We start from the raw sequence: 16,297 nt of genomic DNA, 5'->3' as shown, positions 1-16,297 counted from the left end.
TCCCTCCCGGGCGGCCGCCGCCGTCGTCCCTGACCGCGGTCGCTCCGGGGACTCCCTATCCTCCGGAACGTGCGCGTCCCACCACGGCAGCTCGTCGCCGTCCTCACCGTCGTGCTCAGCGTGGTCGCCTGGGCGGCGTGGCTGGCCTGGGACCAGGAGTACTACCTGGACCCGGCGACCGGTGACCCGGCCGGTCCGTACCGGGCCTGGCAGGTGGTCGGGTCCGTGCTGACGCTGCTGGTCGCGGCGGCCCTGGCCGGGTGGGCGCTGCGCGCGGTGGTCGCCGCCGCGCTGGTCACCGTGCCGTTCACCGTCTGCTGGACGGTGGCCGCCGCCGGCCAGGACGACACCGGTCTGTTCGTGGTCGGTGCGGTCCTGATCGCCGTCGGCCTCTTCCTCGGCTCCGGGGCCGTCGCCGCGGGAACCGGTCGGCTCAACTCTCCAGGCAGGCGGTGAGCGCGCCGACCATCAGCGGGACGTCGAGCGCGGAGGCCAGCTCGCGGCAGGAGTGCATGGCCAGCATCGGCGCCCCGACGTCGACGGTCGCCACGCCCAGCCGCGTCGCCGTCAGCGGGCCGATCGTGCTGCCACAGGGCAGGTCGGCGCGGGTGACGAAGGTCTGCACCGGCACGCCGGCCTCGGTGCACCGGTCGGTGAACCAGCCGCCGGAGGCGGCGTCGGTGGCGTAGGCCTGGTTCGCGTTGACCTTCAGCACCGGGCCGCCGCCGAGCTGCGGCTGGTGCGCCGGCTCGTGCCGGTCGCCCCGGTTCGGGTGGACGGCATGCGCCATGTCGGCCGACACCAGCACCGACCGGGCGAGCGCGCGGTGCGCCGCCTGCGGGTCGTCGGCACCGGTGGCGGCGGCGAGCCGCCGGACCACGTCCTCCAGCAGACTGCCCCGGGCGCCGGACATGGACCCGCTGCCCACCTCCTCGTGGTCGTTGCAGACCAGGAGCTGGGTGCGCTCGCCGGCGGTCGCCCCGAGCAGGGCGAGCAGCCCGGAGTGGCAGCACGCCAGGTCGTCCAGCCGCGGGGCGGCCACCCAGGTGCCGTCGGCCCCGGCCCGGCCGGCCGGCTGCGTGTCGGCGAGCACCAGGTCGTGCCCGACGACGTCGTCGGCGTCGACCCCCGCCGTCTCCGCCAGGGCGGCCATCAGGCCGGGCTCGTCGCCCAGGTCGCGCGACCAGACCGGGACGAGGTGGCGCTGGGGGTCCAGCGTCAGCCCCTCGCGCACCGAGCGGTCGAGGTGGATCGCCAGCGAGGGCAGCCGCAGCGGGGCGCCGGGCAGCCGGACCAGGGTGGTGCGGGGCTCGGTGGGGGCGCCGCCGCGCAGCACCAGCCGCCCGGCCACGGTGAGCTCGCGGTCCAGCCAGGTGTGCCAGAGACCGCCGCCGTAGGGCTCCACGCCGACCAGCTGGTACCCCGACTGCCGGACGTCGTGGCGCGGCCGCACCTTGAAGGTGGGCGAGTCGGTGTGCGCGCCGACCAGCCGCAGCCCCGACTCGGCCAGCGGCGCGTTGCCCAGCCGGAAGGCGACCAGGCTGCCGTGCCGGACGACGAAGTGCCGGCCGCCGGGCGCCGGCGCCCACGGGTCGGCCTCGGCCAGCTCGGTGAAGCCGGCGGCACGCAGCCGGCGCACCAGCTCGGCGACCGCGTGCGCGGGGGACGGCGAGGCGTCCACGAACGCCCGCAGGTCGTCGCCCAGGGCGAGGTCGTCGGTTGAAGCGGCGTCGGCCATGCGGCCATCTTGCCCTCCGGCGGTCCGGCCGGCCGGGGCCTGCCCCGGAGCGCCCGGCGGGTGGGATGCTGCACCTCGTGAGCCAGACCACCTCCGGCCTGCCGGCCGACCCCGACGCGCTGGCCGCGGCGCTGGAGGGCACCGGCTACCTGCCCGACCAGGGGCTGGCGACCGCCGCCTACCTCGCGCTGGTGATGCACCGGCCGCTGTTCCTCGAGGGCGAGGCCGGCGTCGGCAAGACCGCGCTGGCCCACGCCCTGGCGCAGATCACCGGCCGGCCGATCTACCGGCTGCAGTGCTACGAGGGCCTCGAGGCCAGCCAGGCCCTCTACGACTGGGACTTCGGCCGCCAGCTGCTGCACCTGCGCGCCGCGGAGGCCGCGCACGCCGCCGACGACCCGGCCCGGCTGGAGGCCTCCCTCTACGACCGGCGCTTCCTCCTCGCCCGCCCGCTGCTCCAGGCGCTGGAGGACTCGCCGAGCGTGCTGCTGATCGACGAGGTGGACCGCGCCGACGACGAGTTCGAGGCCTTCCTGCTCGAGGTGCTCAGCGACTTCACCATCTCCATCCCGGAGCTGGGCACGGTGCGCGCCGAGACACCGCCGCTGGTGGTGCTCACGTCCAACCGCACCCGCGAGGTGCACGACGCGCTCAAGCGCCGCTGCCTCTACCACTGGCTCGCCCACCCCGACTTCGACCGCGAGGTGGCGATCCTGCGCCGCCGGCTGCCCGAGGTCACCGAGCAGCTGGCCCGGCAGGTCGCCCGGGCGACGGCCAACCTGCGCACCCTCGACCTGCTCAAGCCGCCCGGCATCGCCGAGGCGATGGACTGGGCGACGGCGCTGCACACCCTCGGCGCCCGCGAGCTCGACCCCGACCTCGCCGCCCGCACCCTCGGCGCGGTGCTCAAGTACCGGGAGGACACCGAGCGGGTGCGCGGCCTGCCCGCGGAGGCGCTGACCGGTGGCTGAGGAGGGTCATGTCTCAGGCAAAGGAAGCTTTACCCCCGTGATCCAGCGCCAGGACGCAGGTAAAGCTTCCTATGCCCAGGGGGACGTGGCTGAGGAGGGACCACTGCGGGACGTCGTCGACACCGTGCTGGGCTTCGCCCGCACGCTGCGGCACGCCGGGGTGGCCGCCGGCCCCGACCGGGTCGAGGCGATGCTCGCCGCGATCGGCCACCTCGACGTGCTCGACCCCTCGGCCGTCTACTGGGCCGGCCGGCTCACCCTGTGCTCCGGCCCCGACGACCTCGACCGCTACGACGCCGCCTTCGTCGCCTGGTTCTCCGGGCGGCGGGCGCGGCTGCCCCGCCCCGCGGGCCGCCCGGAGGTGCGGCTCGCGGCGAGCGCCCCGCTGGACGGCGGCGCCGGGGAGGGCGACGACGACGGCGAGACCCCGGACGTGGCGGCGCGGGCCAGCGCCGACGAGGTGCTGCGGCACCGGGACGTCGCCGGGCTGACCGACGCCGAGCGGGCGCACCTGCGCCGGCTGTTCGCCCTGCTCCTGCCGGCCACACCCATGCGGCCCGCCCGCCGCCGGCGTCCGGCGGCGCACGGCTCGGTGCACCCCGGGCGCACGGTCCGCCAGGCGCTGCGCGACGGCGGTGAGGTGAGCCGGCTGCGGCACCGCCGGGCCCGCCCGCGGCCCCGCCGGGTGGTGCTGCTGGTCGACGTCTCGGGCTCGATGACGCCCTACGCCGACGCGCTGCTGCGGTTCGCGCACGCGGCGGTCCGGGCCCGCCCGGGATCGACCGAGGTGTTCACGATCGGGACCCGGCTGACGCGGGTCACCCGTGAGCTGCGGCTGCGCGACCCCGACCGGGCGCTGGTCGCCGGGGGGCAGGCGATCCCCGACTGGTCCGGCGGCACCCGGCTGGGCGAGGTGCTCAAGGCCTTCCTCGACCGGTGGGGGCAGCGCGGCACCGCCCGCGGCGCGGTGGTCGTCGTCTGCAGCGACGGCTGGGAGCGCGGCAGCACCGACCTGCTCGCCGCGCAGATGGCCCGGCTGCGGCGCCTGGCGCACGCCGTGGTGTGGGTGAACCCGCACAAGGGACGGGCGGGGTACGAGCCGCTGACCGGCGGCATGCAGGCGGCGCTGCCGTCGGTGGACCACTTCGTGGCCGGCCACAGCATGGCCGCCTTCGAGGAGCTGTCAGGAGTGATCTCGCATGCGTGACGTGCTCGACGAGCTGGTCGGCTGGTGGCAGGCGGGCGAGACCGTCGGCGTCGGCACGGTGGTGGGCACCTGGCGCTCGGCGCCGCGGCCCGCGGGGGCGTCGATGCTCGTCGGCCCGGACGGCACGGCGGTGGGCAGCGTCTCCGGCGGCTGCGTCGAGGGCGCGGTGTACGAGGAGGCCAGGGACGCCGTCGACACCGGTGAGCCGACGCTGCGCCGCTACGGGGTCAGCGACGACGACGCCTTCGCCGTCGGGCTGACCTGCGGCGGGATCCTCGACGTCTTCGTGGAGTCGGTCTCCCGCGAGTCCTTCCCGGAGCTGGGTGAGGTCGCGGCCTCGGTGGGCCGGCACGAGCCGGTCGCCGTCGTCACCGTGGTGGCCGGCCCGGGCGACCGGCTGGGCCGGCGCCGGGTGCTCTGGCCCGACCGCGCCGCCGGGTCGCTCGGCTCGCAGCGGCTGGACGACGCCGTCGCCGACGACGCCCGCGGCATGCTCGCCGCCGGGCGCACCGGCCTGCTGCACGTCGGGCACGACGGCGAGCGGCGCGGCGACGACCTCACCCTGTTCGTCAACAGCTTCGCGCCCGCGGCCCGGATGGTGGTCTTCGGTGCGATCGACTTCGCCGCCGCCGTGGCGCGGGTCGGGGCGTTCCTCGGCTACCGGGTGACCGTGTGCGACGCCCGCCCGGTCTTCGCCACCCCCAAGCGCTTCCCGGAGGCGCACGAGGTCGTGGTCGAGTGGCCGCACCGGTACCTGCAGGCCGAGTTGGACGCCGGCCGGATCGACGAGCGCACGGTGCTGTGCGTGCTCACCCACGACCCCAAGTTCGACGTCCCGCTGCTGGAGGTGGCGCTCCGCGCGCCGGTCGCCTACGTGGGCGCGATGGGCTCGCGGCGCACCCACGACGAACGGCTGGCGCGGCTGACCGAAGCAGGTCTGAGCCAGGAGGAGATCGCCCGCCTCTCCTCGCCGATCGGCCTGGACCTCGGCGCCCGCACCCCGGAGGAGACGGCGGTGTCGATCGCGGCGGAGATCATCCAGGGCCGTTGGGGCGGCACGGGGCAGCGGCTGGCCGCGACCGCCGGCCCCATCCACCGGACCGCGGAGCGGTGACCTTCTCCCACCACGTGGAGGTCGTCGCCCTGCTCGCCTCGCCGGAGCACCGCTACGACGGACGTCCGGGGACGGCGATCCCGGAGCAGGGCGCCGACCGCCGGGAGCAGCTGGTGGTCCGGGCCGGCGTCGGCATCGTCGGCGACCGCTACGCGGGCCGGCCCGCGCACCGGGACGCCCAGGTGACGGTCCTGGCCGTCGAGTCGCTGGAGGCGCTCGCCGAGGAGCTCGCGGCGGGTCCGTTGGATCCGCTGCTTCCCCGGCGCAACGTGGTGCTGCGCGGCGCGGAGGTCGAGGCCCTGCGCGGGACCGAGTTCGAGCTCGACTGCGGGGCGGGCGCGGTGCGGCTGCGCGGCGGCCGCCCGGCGAACCCCTGCGCCTGGATGGACACGGTCCTGGCCCCGGGGGCGCACCGCGGCCTGCGGGGCCGCGCCGGGGTGCGCTGCGCGACCCTCTCCGACGGCGTGCTGCGCCTCGGGCCCGCCGTGCTGCGGTCGCCGGTGCGGCTGGACCCGGCCGTGGCGGGCGTCGTCCGGCCCCTCCTCCCGCACCGGAGGGGCAGCTGATCGCCCAACACGCCGGGAGCGGTGTGCGGTCGCCGGACCCCTGCCCTGCACCATGGCGCCGAGTGGGGCCGCCGGTCCCGCAGATTCCGAGGGGAAACATGCGCATTCGACGTTGTGCCGTCATCGGGACGGCAGCCGTGCTGCTGGCCGGCTGCGGCGGCTCCGACTCGATCGGCAACCCGGCGCAGACCGGCTCGGCCGAGGAGAGCACCAGCGCGCTGGCGGAGAAGGACGCCGCCGAGATCGTCGACGCCGCGTTCACCGCGCTCGAGGGTGCCGGCGCCGCGCACGTCACCGGCTCCATCGAGGAGGCCGGCACCACCCAGGAGCTCGACCTCCAGCTGCAGGGCGAGGACGCCCAGGGCTCCATCGTCATGGACGGCGTCACCGTCGAGCTGGTGTACGTCGGCGGCACCGCCTACGTGATGGCGCCGGCCGACTTCTGGGCCTCGTTCGGCATGCCGGCCGAGTTCGCCGCCCAGCTGGAGGGCCAGTGGGTGCTCATGCCCGCCGAGGCGGCCAGCTCCTTCGGCGCGCTGACGCTCTCCGGCCTCGTCGACGAGCTGCGCGCCTCCGGGAGCGACCAGGTGGAGGGCGAGGTGACCACCGACGAGCTCGACGGCGAGCCGGTGGTCGTCGTCACCCAGGCCGACGGCAGCACGCTCACCGTCGCCGACGACGAGGAGAACCCCTACCCGCTGGTGATCGAGGACAAGGGCGACGCCCCGGCCACGGTCGAGTTCAGCGACTTCGGCCAGGAGGTCGAGATCGCCGCGCCGGCGGACCCGTTGGACCTGAACGACCTCGGCGGCTGAGCCGTCCCGGCCGGCCGACCGCTCCCACTGGGGGCGCCCGGCCGGCCGGTCAGCCGATCAGCTCGCGAACGGCCGCCGGGGCCTGCGAGGGCCGGTGCAGCGCGGCCACGGCGCCTCCGCCGGCGGCCGCCAGCGCAGCGCACGAGCTCATCGCCTCCTCCTCCCCGGACAGCGCGAGCACCTGGAGCCGCGCCGGCACGCGGGCCAGCGACGATGCGGCGTCCACCGGGTCGGGGCTGTCGGTCGCGACCCCGTCGGAGAGCAGCAGCACCTGCCGGTCGGCGGCGCGCGAGCGCGCGAGCTGGGCCGCCGCCGTCCGCAGCGCCAGCTCCAGGTCGGTGGTGCCACCGCCCCGGAGGTCGCACAGCCGGTCGACGACGACGTCCACCCGCGGATCGGCCGACAGCGGGCGCAGCACCACGGCCCGCGACCAGAAGGCCACGACGCCGAGCTCGTCGCCCGGCCGCATCCGCTGCACCAGCGCCGCGGCGGTGAGCACCGCGGCGGCCAGCTCGTCGCCGGCCACGGACCCCGACGCGTCGACGAGCAGGACGACCGCGCGGCCGGTGGACCGCCAGCCCCGCGTGTGCAGGTGCTCGGCGCGCCACCGCGGCTCGGCACCCCGCGCGGCGAGCGTCGCGTCGAGGTCGACGTCGGAGCCGGCCGGGTCGCGCCGGGTGACCACCCGGCTGGTGCCGGCACGTTCGGGGGTGCCGGTGCGCGGCGTGCCCAGGGGCAGCCGGGCCGCCAGCGTCCGCGCGGCCGCGCGCAGCCGCGGGTCGAACGCGCGGGCCGCCGCGGCGAGCACCCGGGCGGCGGCGTCGGGATCGCGGGCGGCCAGATCGGCCACGGCCTCGGCGTCCAGGGCGCCGGCCTCCGGGGAGACGGCGTCGAAGTCCGGATTGCTCCGCGACAGCTGGTCCCGGCTGGACCGGCGCGCGCCCTGCGCGCGCAGCAGCTCCTCGACCTGCTCGGGATCCTCGACGACCCGCGGCGGCCCCGCTGCCGGTCGGTCGCCGGACGGCGCCGGCGCGGGGAGCGGCCCGGGCGAGCTCCCCCCGGGCGTCAGGCTTTTCCCAGCTCCTCACCGGCCCGGCGCCAGATGTCGGCGACGACGTCCTCGACCGGACGGGACACCCCGTCGCCGCGGGTCACCTTGCCGGTGAGCGCGGCGAGCGCGGCGTCGAGCCCGGTGGCCTCCTCCAGGGCGGGGGTCTCCCGGACCGCACCGAGCTCCACGGCGATGAGCACCGTGTCGATCGCCCCTCGGACGGAGGCGCCGATGCGCAGCTCGGGGTGGTCGCGGGTGATCCGCACCGCGCGCACCGCCCGGGCCACCAGCGCCGCCTCCCCGCCGGTTCCCGCCTCGACGACCCGCAGCTCGGCGTCCTCGTCCTGGTAGGCCATGGCGACCCGGCAGGAGCGGTCGTAGAGCGCCGGCGTGACCCGCGCGGTGCCCACCGCGTCGAACGGGTTCATCGCCGCGACCAGCCGGAACGTGGGCCGCGCCGCCACCCGGCCGTACCGGGGCACGTGCATCTCCCGCTCGGAGAGCACCCCGAGCAGGACGTTCATCGTCTCCTCGGGGACCCGGTTGAACTCCTCGACGTAGAGCAGCGCACCCTCGGTCATGGCCCGGGTGAGCGGCCCGGGCACGAAGTTCTCGGGCCGGTAGTCCTCGGTGAGCACGCGGGAGGCGTCGTGGTGGCCGACCAGCCGGGTGGGGGTCAGCTCCGCGTTGCCCTCGACCAGCACCAGGGGGACGCCGGCGCCGTCGGCCAGCGCGCGCAGCAGCGTGGTCTTGCCGGTGCCGGGCGGGCCCTCCAGCACGATGTTGCGGCCGGCCGAGAGCGCCGCGGCCACCACCTCGGCCTCCCGCAGGCGGTCCACCACCCGCTGGCGGGCCACCCGCACCATGCCGGCGACGTCGAGGTGGGCGGCGGTGCGCACGCTGGTCACGGTCCTGCTCCGCACGGTGCCACGTCCTGGCTCAGCTCCCGTCGTCCTGGCTCACCTGGTGTGGTCCTGGCTCACGGTCGACGCCGAGCCAGGACCCCTGATGATCAGGTGACCTGATCATCAGGGGGCCGAGCGCGGGGCTCAGTCGTAGACGATGACGCCGCGCAGGTTCTTGCCGGCGTGCAGGTCCTCGTAGCCCTGGTTGATGTCGTCGAGCTTGTACCGCTTGGTGATCAGCTCGTCGAGCTTGATGGCGCCCTCCTGGTAGAGGCGCAGCATCTTGAGCATGTCCGCGCTGGGGTTCTGGTCGCCGAACAGCGCCCCGCGGATCTCCTTGGTGAACAGCGCCAGCATGCTCGGGTTGATCGGGATGCCGACGTCGGTGAGGTCGCCGAGGCCGGTGATGACCACCCGGCCGCCCTTGCCGAGCGCCTCGACGCCCTGGGCGACGTGCTCGCCCTTCAGCACGCCGACGGTGATCAGCACCTTGTCCGCGCCCTGGCCGTTGGTGACGCTCCGGCCGAACTCGGCCGCCTCCTCGATGCTCGCGAAGGCGTGCGTCGCCCCCAGCTCCATCGCCTTCTCCCGCTTGAAGTCCACCGGGTCGACGGCGATGACGTGGCTGGCGCCGGCGTGCGCCGCGCCCTGGACGGCGTTGATCCCGATGCCGCCGACGCCCATGACGATGACCGTGTCGCCGGCCCGCACCTCGCCGGCCTGCACGGCGGTGCCCCAGCCGGTGCCGACCCCGCAGCCGACCAGGCAGGCGACGTCGAGCGGGATCTCCTCCGGGATCTTGACCGTGGAGCGGACGTCGACCGTCGTCACCTCGGCGAAGGTGCCCAGCCCGCACATCTGGCCCACGTCGGTGCCGTCGGAGGTCTGGACGCGGAAGCTCTCCGCGTCGTCCCAGCGGGAGCCCATGAGCAGGTTGGCGCCCGAGTCGCAGATGTACTGCTGGCCGTTGGCGCAGTACCGGCAGCGGCCGCAGCCGGGGAGGAAGGAGAACACCACGTGGTCGCCCTCGGCGAAGCCGGGGGTGTTCGGGCCCACGGCGGTGACCACGCCGGCACCCTCGTGGCCCCCGAGGAACGGGTAGTGCCCGACCGGGATGTCGCCGGTCGCGATGTGGTCGTCGGAGTGGCACAGCCCGGAGGCGGCCAGCTTGACCTGGAGCTCCCCGGTGCGCGGGTCGTCGACGACCAGGTCGGTGATCTCCCACTGGCCGGGGGCGGAGCGCATGATCGCGCCGCGGGTGTTCACGGGCACAGGAACCTCCTCGTCGCCCTCGTCGTCGAGGGCCGTCCGCACCGTGCGCGGGGCACGCAGGGCTGCCGCGCACGCTATGACCTGGACCACACCGGGGGAAGGGCAGTGCAACGTTGCTGCTGCCCCGCCGTCGCCGGCCATGGACCGCCGGCGAGCACACTGGGCCGGTGCCCCCCGCCCCGGTCGTCGTCGTCGGCGCCGGGCCGGTCGGGCTCACGGCGGCGATGCTGCTCGCGCGGCGGGGGCTGCCGGTCGTCGTCCTGGAGCGGCACCGGGACCCGTATCCGCTGCCGCGGGCCGTGCACCTGGACGACGAGGTCTTCCGCGTCCTGCAGGCGGCCGGCGTGGCCGACGAGGTGGCTGCGGTGTGCCGGCCGATGGCCGGGTTGCGGCTGCTCGACGGCGCGCAGCGGGTGCTGGCGGAGTTCCGGCGCGCGCCCGGTGCCGGCACCAACGGCTGGCCGCAGGGCTCGTTCGTCCACCAGCCCGACCTGGAGGCCGTGCTCGCCCGCGCGGTGGCGGCGACGCCGGGGATCGCGCTGGAGCGGGGGGTGGAGGTGACCGGCCTGGGAGCCGGGGGCGAGGGGGTGACCGTCGTCGCCGTGGACCGGGAGGGCGGGGCGGACCGGTCCGTCCGCGCGGCGGCCGTGCTCGGCTGCGACGGCGCGAACAGCACCGTGCGCCGGCTGATCGGCGGCCGGATGCGGGATCTCGGTCCGGCCGACCGCTGGCTGGTCGTCGACGTCCGCTCGGCCGAGCCGCTGCCGTTGTGGCCGGGTGTCTCGCAGATCTGCGACCCGCGCCGCGCCGCGACGTCGATGCCGGTGACCGGCGACCGGTACCGCTGGGAGTTCCGGCTGGCGCCGGGGGAGTCCGCCGCGGAGCTGGCCGAGCCGGCGAGCCTGGCCCGCCTGCTGGCGCCCGTCGTCCCCGCCGCCGGCGGTGTCGAGGTGCTCCGCGCCGTCGAGTACACGTTCCGGGCGCAGCTGGCCGACCGGTGGCGGGACGGGCGGGTGCTGCTGGCCGGCGACGCCGCGCACCTCACGCCTCCCTTCGTCGGCCAGGGCCTCGGGCTGGGCCTGCGCGACGTGCACCAGCTGGCCTGGAAGCTGGCCGCCGTCCTCGCGGGGGAGGCCGGCGAGGAGCTGCTGGACACCTACCGCGCCGAGCGGGAACCGCACGCCCGCGCGCTGATCCGGGTGGCCCTGCTGCTGGGGCGGCTGATGACCGGGGGCGGCCGGGGTGGCGCCGTCCTGCGCCGGGGCGTGCTCGCCGCCGTCCGCGGGATCCCGGCCGTCGCCGGGCTGGCCACCGACAGCCGGACGCCGCCGCTGCGCCGCGGCCCGCTGGTCGACCGCCGCGGCCGGGCCGGCCGGCGACTGGCCGGCCGGCTGGTGCCGCAGCCCGACGTGCTCGTCGACGGTCGCCCGTGCCGGCTGGACGACGTCCTCGGGCCCGGCGCGGTGCAGCTGACGGCTGACCTACGGGTCCGCCGGGCCGACGGCGCGGAGGTCCGGATCGAGGACCCGGGCGGCACGCTGCGCCGCTGGCTGGGCGGCGCCTCGGCGGTGGAGATCCGGCCGGACCGGATCGTGGCCGCCGCCCGCTGATCACGCGAGCGGGTGAACGGTGCCGCGACCAAGCCGGTCGGCCCGCAACATGGCCGCATGCGTGAACGCCTGCTGAACGCTCCGGTCTGGGTTCTGTCGGTGGTCACCGGCGGCCTGTTCGGGCTGTTCTGGGTGCTCTACATGCGGCTCGGCGAGGCAGAGAGCTGGGCCGAGGCGCTGGTCTACGGCGGACTGATGGGCCTGTTCTTCGGTGCGATCATGGGGCCGGTCACCCACCGGCAGAACCGGGGTGTGCGCGAGGCCGCCGCGCGGTCGCCGGAGGGCCTGTCCCGGCGGGTGCGGCGGGCGGCGTCCCGGGGCCCGGTCCCGGCCGATCCGGATGTGCGGGGGGCGGCCCACCAGCTCGCCCTGGCCCAGCTGGAGCCACTGGAGCGTCAGCGCCGCTGGGGGCCGGCGTTCCTCCTCCTCATGACGGCTCTGGCGGCGGCCCTGGCCGTCACCGGGTCCGCGTGGTGGTGGGTGGGCGCCGCATCGTGGGCCGCGTTCGCCGCCGCGCACCGCTACCTCCTGCTCCGGCTGCGCCGGCGGGCGGCGCTGCTGGACCCGGCCGCCGGGTAGCCCGACCCGCCCCGAGCGCGTCATCCGCCCGGTAGGGGGTACCGCCCGGCCATGAACATCGACAAGGCACAGATCCTCGAGCTGCTGCGCTCGCAGGGTGACCACGACAAGGCCCAGCAGGCCGACCAGGAGCTCCCCGGGCAGGTGGACACCGAGCGCGACGCCGGGCTGCTGCAGAAGTTCGGGATCGACCCGATGGACCTGGTGAAGAAGCTGGGCGGGGGTGGCGGGCTGGGCGGCCTGCTGGGCCGCTGACGCCGGCGGCCGGGTCCTAGCTGCGGCCGGGGCCCGGCCGGCCGACGCCGATCGCGTACAGCGTCCCGAGCACCGCCCCCGGCGGCAGGGCCACGTAGAGCCACCACGGGTGGATCCCGCCCACCGTCAGCTCGAGGATGCCCCACAGCACCAGGTTCACCAGGCTGATGCACAGCCAGATGGTGGTGAGCACTTTCATCGCGGTGCCGGCGTCGTCGCCGGTGAACGCCCGGCGCGGACCTGGCGGTGGGGGCAGGGCGGGGAGGTCGGCGGTGACCCGGGCGAGGTCGCCGCGGGTGCGGGAGGCCCACACCGCCTGCACCCGCTGGTCGAACTCGTTCAGGTCCAGCTGCCCGGCCTCGTGGGCGCGCTGCAGCGCCGCCGCCACCGACGTCCGCTCGGCGTCGGAGATGCGCAGGTCCTCGGGGCGCACCGGCTGGGTCACGCCGACATCCTGGCAGGCCGGGCCGCCCGCGTCAGGATCCTGGCTCAGGCCTCGCGGCGCCGCCGCGCGGGCGAGGTGCCGAGCAGCGCGTTGTCGACGGCGGCGCTGCCGAGCTGCCGCTCGAAGTCCGCCGGGACGACGAGGTCGTCGCGGCAGAGCTCCGACACGTCCGGCCGGCCGAGGCCGACCATCGCCGAGCCGAGCCCGTCGCGCAGCAGGTCCAGCACGTTCTCCACGCCGGCCTGCCCGTTGGCCGCGAGGCCCCACAGGTACGCGCGGCCGATCATGACCGCCTTCGCGCCCAGGGCGAGCGCCTTGGCGACGTCGCCGCCGCGGCGGATGCCGCCGTCGAGGAGGACCTCGATCTGGTCACCGACGGCCTCGGCGACGGCGGGCAGGGCCCGCAGCGAGGCGGGGGTGCCGTCGAGGTTGTTGCCGCCGTGGTTGGACACCGAGATGGCGGTGACGCCGGCGTCGACGGCGCGCCTGGCGTCGTCCACCCGCATGACGCCCTTGAGCATGAACGGCCCGTCCCACTGCTCGCGCAGCCACGCGACGTCGTCCCAGGAGGGCATGGGCGACTGCTGCCACATGCCGTACGCGCCGAAGAAGGTGGGCGCCGGGTCGCCCGGGGTGGCCACCATGTTCGGCACGGTGAGGTCGGGGATCTGCCCGGTGCGGGCGAAGTCCAGCAGCCAGCGCGGCTTGACCAGGACCTGCGGCGCGTACCGCCGGGCGGCCTGGAGGTCGATCTTCTCCGGGATGAACGGGCTGCCCCAGTCGCGGCCGTAGGCGAACGACCAGTCCAGCGTCGCGATCAGCCCGACGGCCCCGGCGCGGCGGGCCCGCTCCATGCGACCGAGCATCTCCTCGCGGCTGCCCACCCAGTACATCTGGAAGAACGTCTGCGGGTTGGCCGCCACGACGTCCTCGATGGGCTTGCTGGCGAAGGAGGAGAGCCCCATCGCCACCCCGCGCGCGGCGGCCGCACGGGCAACGGCCACCTCTCCGTCGGGGTGCACCGCCTGCACGCCGGTGGGGCTGATCAGCACCGGCATCGACATGGGCTGCCCCATGACGGTCACGCCCATGTTCCGCTCGTTCGCCAGGCCCGCGGTGTGCGGCGCGAAGCCGATCTCGGCGAAGGCCGCGAGGTTGTCCTCCAGCGTCAGGCCGCGCTCGGAGCCGGCGACCAGGGCGCCGTAGACGCCCTTGGGCAGCCGCTTCTTGGCCCGCCGCTGGGCCTCGGCGACGGACTCGAACCACGCGCTGGCCATGCGGACCTCCTCGACGGCCCGGGTGCGCCGGGCGCTGGACCGGCCGCGACGGCCGGTGGCACTGAGTGCCACGTTAGCGGTGGGGGAGAGACGCACGCCACAGGGCCGTCGTCCCGCGCCCCGCGCGGGTCACCTCCGCAGGCTGGGGAAGCCCCCGGCGAGCTCGGCGAAGGCCAGGTGGAGGTGCTGGGTGAGCGGCGCGCCGTCCTCGCCGATCCAGGTCTCGAACGCGGTCGTGGCCGCGGCCCGCGTGCCGGCGGCGACGAGCCGGGGCAGCAGCGCGGTGGGGGAGCCCCCGCGGCGCGCCGCGACGTGCCCGGCGACGACGCGGTCGATCTCGGCGAAGCGGAGCTGGCTGTGCGCCAGGAGCGCGGGTTCGGTGAGGATCAGCCGCATGCGCTCGCGCAGCAGCGGCAGCTCCTCGTCGGGGTAGTCGTTGACCTCCACGTAGGCGGCGCAGACCGAGCCGAGCACCGGTGCGGCCGGGTCGGTCGCGTCGAGCAGCTGCTCGAGGCGGCGGACGTGGCCGGCGAAGTCGCCCCAGACCGCGTCGGCTTTGGTGGCGAAGTAGCGGAAGAAGGTCCGCCGGCTGATCCCGGCCGAGTCGGCCACCTCGTCGCTGGTGACGTTCTCGAACCCCCGCGTGCGGAACAGGTCCAGGGCCGCCCGCTCCACCCGGGCCCGCCCGTCCGGCGCCGTCCTCGTCTCCGTCACGCGCGCATTCTGCCGGTCGGGCCGGCGGGGGACCCCGGGGTTGCTCCTGGCACCGGGTGTCACTAACGTCCGCCGGGTCGATGTGACCGCACTCACGGAGGTCCTCATGCCCGAGCCCACGCAGACCGACGTCCCTGCCCCCGAGGCCCCGGCGACCGAGGAGGCCCTCGTCGAGGAGTCGCTCGTCGAGGAGGTCTCCATCGACGGCATGTGCGGCGTCTACTGACCGACGCACCGTGACCACCGCCGCTCCGGGAAGCACTGCGTTCGACGTCGACCAGCCCTGGCGCAGGTCGCCATCGGTGGCGCTGCGCCCGGAACCCTTCGGCGCGCTGGTCTACTCGTTCAGCACCAGGAAGCTGTCCTTCCTGAAGTCGAAGCAGCTGGTCGCCGTCGTCGAGGCCTTGGCCGACCACCCGACCGCCGCCGCGACGCTCACCGCCTGCGGCGTGACCGAGGCCCAGCGCCCCGCGTACGTGAAGGCGCTGGCCGACCTCGCCCGCTCGCAGATGATCACCCCCCGGGAGCCCGCGTGACCGCCGTCCTGCCGTCCCGTCCGAGCACGCCCGAGCGCCCGGTCGGCGGGCGGCTGATCGACCAGTTCGAGTACGGCCTCGACGCCCCGATCTGCCTCACGTGGGAGCTCACCTACGCCTGCAACCTGGCGTGCGCGCACTGCCTGTCCTCCTCCGGACGGCGCGACCCGCGCGAGCTCTCCACCGCCGAGGCGGAGGCGGTCATCGACGAGCTGCAGCGGATGCAGGTCTTCTACGTCAACGTCGGCGGCGGTGAGCCGACCGTGCGGCCGGACTTCTGGCACCTCCTCGACTACGCCATCGGCCACGACGTCGGCGTCAAGTTCTCCACCAACGGCATCAAGCTGGACAGGACCCGCGCTGCGCAGCTGGCCCGCACCGACTACGTCGACGTGCAGATCTCCCTGGACGGCGCCACCGCCGAGGTCAACGACCGCGTCCGCGGCACCGGCTCCTACGCCACCGCGATCCGGGCGCTGGAGAACCTGGCCGAGGCCGGGATGAAGGACGTCAAGGTCTCCGTCGTCGTGACCCGGGAGAACGCCGGGCAGCTGGACGCCTTCAAGGCGCTCACCGACTCCTTCGGCGCCCAGCTGCGGATCACCCGGCTGCGCCCGTCCGGCCGGGGGGCCGACGTCTGGGACCAGCTGCACCCCACGATGGCCCAGCAGAAGGACCTCTACCAGTGGCTGCTGGCCAACGGCGACGGCGTCCTGACCGGTGACTCGTTCTTCCACCTGTCGGCCTTCGGCGAGGCGCTGCCAGGGCTGAACCTGTGCGGCGCCGGCCGCGTCGTCTGCCTGATCGACCCGGTCGGCGACGTCTACGCCTGCCCGTTCGCCATCCACGAGAACTTCCTCGCCGGCAACGTCCGCGACGAGGGCGGCTTCCAGCGGGTCTGGCAGTCCTCCGAGCTGTTCGCCGACCTGCGCAGCCCGCAGACCGGCGGCGCCTGCACGAAGTGCGCGCACTTCGACGCCTGCCGCGGTGGCTGCATGGCCGCGAAGTTCTTCACCGGGCTGCCGCTGGACGGGCCCGACCCCGAGTGCGTGCAGGGCTACGGGGAGACGGCGCTGGCCGCCCGCGACGCCGAGCTGGTGGCGCCGCGCAGCCACATCGACCACTCGCACACCGGTCCGGTCCGCGGGCAGCCGACGCTGCTCGGCATGCCGGCGCTGCCCCCCGCGAAGGCCTGCGACGAGTCGCCGCTGGCCGGGCTCGACCTGCGCTGAGGAGCGCCGG

19 protein-coding genes are annotated in these 16,297 nt (G+C 75.7%); 12 read left to right on the top strand and 7 right to left on the bottom strand.

Annotated features, from left to right (window positions below; genetic code table 11):
* Positions 1–69 precede the first annotated feature (69 nt).
* Positions 70–456 (top strand): hypothetical protein, encoded by a 387-nt coding sequence (locus tag BD833_RS10120; protein WP_166532998.1) that lies wholly within the window; start codon positions 70–72, stop codon positions 454–456.
* Here BD833_RS10120 and BD833_RS10115 read toward each other — a convergent pair.
* Positions 434–1,738: a M18 family aminopeptidase gene (locus tag BD833_RS10115; RefSeq protein ID WP_166532997.1), complete on the bottom strand. Its 1,305-nt coding sequence runs from the start codon at positions 1,736–1,738 to the stop codon at positions 434–436. The two genes, BD833_RS10120 and BD833_RS10115, sit on opposite strands and share 23 nt — an antisense overlap.
* A gap of 77 nt (positions 1,739–1,815) precedes the next feature.
* Here BD833_RS10115 and BD833_RS10110 point away from each other — a divergent pair, with 77 nt between their 5' ends.
* The 5 genes from BD833_RS10110 to BD833_RS10090 all read left to right on the top strand — a co-directional run bounded on the left by BD833_RS10110 (position 1,816) and on the right by BD833_RS10090 (position 6,411).
* Positions 1,816–2,709, top strand: coding sequence for an AAA family ATPase (locus BD833_RS10110; protein ID WP_243737570.1), 894 nt, complete (start codon positions 1,816–1,818; stop codon positions 2,707–2,709).
* 85 nt (positions 2,710–2,794) lie between these two features.
* Positions 2,795–3,916, top strand: coding sequence for a vWA domain-containing protein (locus BD833_RS10105; protein ID WP_243737569.1), 1,122 nt, complete (start codon positions 2,795–2,797; stop codon positions 3,914–3,916).
* A complete protein-coding gene (locus tag BD833_RS10100) occupies positions 3,909–5,030 on the top strand; it encodes an XdhC family protein (protein ID WP_166532995.1) in 1,122 nt (373 codons plus the stop codon). Before BD833_RS10105 ends, BD833_RS10100 begins: the two co-directional genes overlap by 8 nt.
* Positions 5,027–5,596: an MOSC domain-containing protein gene (locus BD833_RS10095; RefSeq protein ID WP_166532994.1), complete on the top strand. Its 570-nt coding sequence runs from the start codon at positions 5,027–5,029 to the stop codon at positions 5,594–5,596. Before BD833_RS10100 ends, BD833_RS10095 begins: the two co-directional genes overlap by 4 nt.
* A 98-nt stretch (positions 5,597–5,694) precedes the next feature.
* Positions 5,695–6,411: a hypothetical protein gene (locus BD833_RS10090; RefSeq protein WP_166532993.1), complete on the top strand. Its 717-nt coding sequence runs from the start codon at positions 5,695–5,697 to the stop codon at positions 6,409–6,411.
* Positions 6,412–6,460: 49 nt separating this feature from the next.
* Here the strand turns inward: BD833_RS10090 and BD833_RS10085 are convergent, their stop codons facing one another.
* The 3 genes from BD833_RS10085 to BD833_RS10075 all read right to left on the bottom strand — a co-directional run bounded on the left by BD833_RS10085 (position 6,461) and on the right by BD833_RS10075 (position 9,639).
* On the bottom strand, positions 6,461–7,261 hold the full coding sequence (locus tag BD833_RS10085) for a vWA domain-containing protein (protein ID WP_243737568.1): 801 nt from the start codon (positions 7,259–7,261) through the stop codon (positions 6,461–6,463).
* Positions 7,262–7,476: 215 nt separating this feature from the next.
* Positions 7,477–8,370 carry an AAA family ATPase gene (locus tag BD833_RS10080; protein WP_243737567.1) on the bottom strand — a complete coding sequence of 298 codons (894 nt, stop codon included), beginning with the start codon at positions 8,368–8,370 and terminating at the stop codon, positions 7,477–7,479.
* 141 nt (positions 8,371–8,511) lie between these two features.
* The gene (locus BD833_RS10075) at positions 8,512–9,639 is read right to left on the bottom strand and encodes an NDMA-dependent alcohol dehydrogenase (RefSeq protein ID WP_166532992.1); all 1,128 of its coding nucleotides are present in this window, start codon (positions 9,637–9,639) and stop codon (positions 8,512–8,514) included.
* Between the two features lie 167 nt (positions 9,640–9,806).
* Here BD833_RS10075 and BD833_RS10070 point away from each other — a divergent pair, with 167 nt between their 5' ends.
* Genes BD833_RS10070 through BD833_RS10060 form a run of 3 tightly spaced genes read left to right on the top strand, consistent with a single transcriptional unit; the run spans position 9,807 to position 12,083 of the window.
* Entirely contained in the window at positions 9,807–11,249 is a 1,443-nt protein-coding gene (locus tag BD833_RS10070) for a bifunctional 3-(3-hydroxy-phenyl)propionate/3-hydroxycinnamic acid hydroxylase (RefSeq protein WP_166532991.1), read from the top strand.
* A 57-nt stretch (positions 11,250–11,306) separates the two neighbouring features.
* A complete protein-coding gene (locus BD833_RS10065) occupies positions 11,307–11,828 on the top strand; it encodes a hypothetical protein (RefSeq protein ID WP_166532990.1) in 522 nt (173 codons plus the stop codon).
* Positions 11,829–11,879: 51 nt separating this feature from the next.
* Entirely contained in the window at positions 11,880–12,083 is a 204-nt protein-coding gene (locus tag BD833_RS10060; protein WP_166532989.1) for a hypothetical protein, read from the top strand.
* A 16-nt stretch (positions 12,084–12,099) separates the two neighbouring features.
* On the opposite strand, the gene BD833_RS10055 is transcribed toward BD833_RS10060, so the two are convergent.
* From BD833_RS10055 to BD833_RS10045, 3 genes are all read right to left on the bottom strand, one after another.
* Positions 12,100–12,528, bottom strand: coding sequence for a DUF1707 SHOCT-like domain-containing protein (locus tag BD833_RS10055; protein WP_166532988.1), 429 nt, complete (start codon positions 12,526–12,528; stop codon positions 12,100–12,102).
* A gap of 44 nt (positions 12,529–12,572) precedes the next feature.
* The gene (mftD, locus tag BD833_RS10050) at positions 12,573–13,805 is read right to left on the bottom strand and encodes a pre-mycofactocin synthase MftD (protein ID WP_166532987.1); all 1,233 of its coding nucleotides are present in this window, start codon (positions 13,803–13,805) and stop codon (positions 12,573–12,575) included.
* 129 nt (positions 13,806–13,934) lie between these two features.
* On the bottom strand, positions 13,935–14,519 hold the full coding sequence (locus BD833_RS10045) for an acyl-CoA-like ligand-binding transcription factor (protein WP_166532986.1): 585 nt from the start codon (positions 14,517–14,519) through the stop codon (positions 13,935–13,937).
* 106 nt (positions 14,520–14,625) lie between these two features.
* Here BD833_RS10045 and mftA point away from each other — a divergent pair, with 106 nt between their 5' ends.
* The 3 genes from mftA to mftC are packed head-to-tail and all read left to right on the top strand — an operon-like array spanning position 14,626 to position 16,287.
* A complete protein-coding gene (mftA, locus tag BD833_RS10040) occupies positions 14,626–14,745 on the top strand; it encodes a mycofactocin precursor MftA (RefSeq protein WP_166532985.1) in 120 nt (39 codons plus the stop codon).
* A gap of 10 nt (positions 14,746–14,755) precedes the next feature.
* Positions 14,756–15,055, top strand: coding sequence for a mycofactocin biosynthesis chaperone MftB (gene mftB, locus BD833_RS10035; RefSeq protein WP_166532984.1), 300 nt, complete (start codon positions 14,756–14,758; stop codon positions 15,053–15,055).
* Positions 15,052–16,287, top strand: a complete 1,236-nt coding sequence (gene mftC / locus BD833_RS10030) for a mycofactocin radical SAM maturase (protein ID WP_166532983.1) — start codon at positions 15,052–15,054, stop codon at positions 16,285–16,287. The genes mftB and mftC overlap by 4 nt, the downstream gene beginning before the upstream one ends.
* The last annotated feature ends 10 nt before the right edge of the window (positions 16,288–16,297 follow it).

Source organism: Blastococcus xanthinilyticus (genome assembly GCF_008124835.1).
GTDB classification, from domain to species: domain Bacteria; phylum Actinomycetota; class Actinomycetes; order Mycobacteriales; family Geodermatophilaceae; genus Blastococcus; species Blastococcus xanthinilyticus.
Note: the sequence above shows the minus strand (reverse complement) of the source record. Positions and strands in the feature narration are given on the sequence as shown.

What these genes read in the sequence shown, in the direction of transcription:
- BD833_RS10115 (WP_166532997.1), bottom strand. Translation starts at nt 1,738, where the DNA reads ATGGCCGACGCCGCTTCAACCGACGACCTCGCCCTGGGCGACGACCTG.
- BD833_RS10100 (WP_166532995.1), top strand. Translation starts at nt 3,909, where the DNA reads ATGCGTGACGTGCTCGACGAGCTGGTCGGCTGGTGGCAGGCGGGCGAG.
- BD833_RS10090 (WP_166532993.1), top strand. Translation starts at nt 5,695, where the DNA reads ATGCGCATTCGACGTTGTGCCGTCATCGGGACGGCAGCCGTGCTGCTG.
- BD833_RS10065 (WP_166532990.1), top strand. Translation starts at nt 11,307, where the DNA reads ATGCGTGAACGCCTGCTGAACGCTCCGGTCTGGGTTCTGTCGGTGGTC.
- BD833_RS10060 (WP_166532989.1), top strand. Translation starts at nt 11,880, where the DNA reads ATGAACATCGACAAGGCACAGATCCTCGAGCTGCTGCGCTCGCAGGGT.
- mftD (WP_166532987.1), bottom strand. Translation starts at nt 13,805, where the DNA reads ATGGCCAGCGCGTGGTTCGAGTCCGTCGCCGAGGCCCAGCGGCGGGCC.
- mftA (WP_166532985.1), top strand. Translation starts at nt 14,626, where the DNA reads ATGCCCGAGCCCACGCAGACCGACGTCCCTGCCCCCGAGGCCCCGGCG.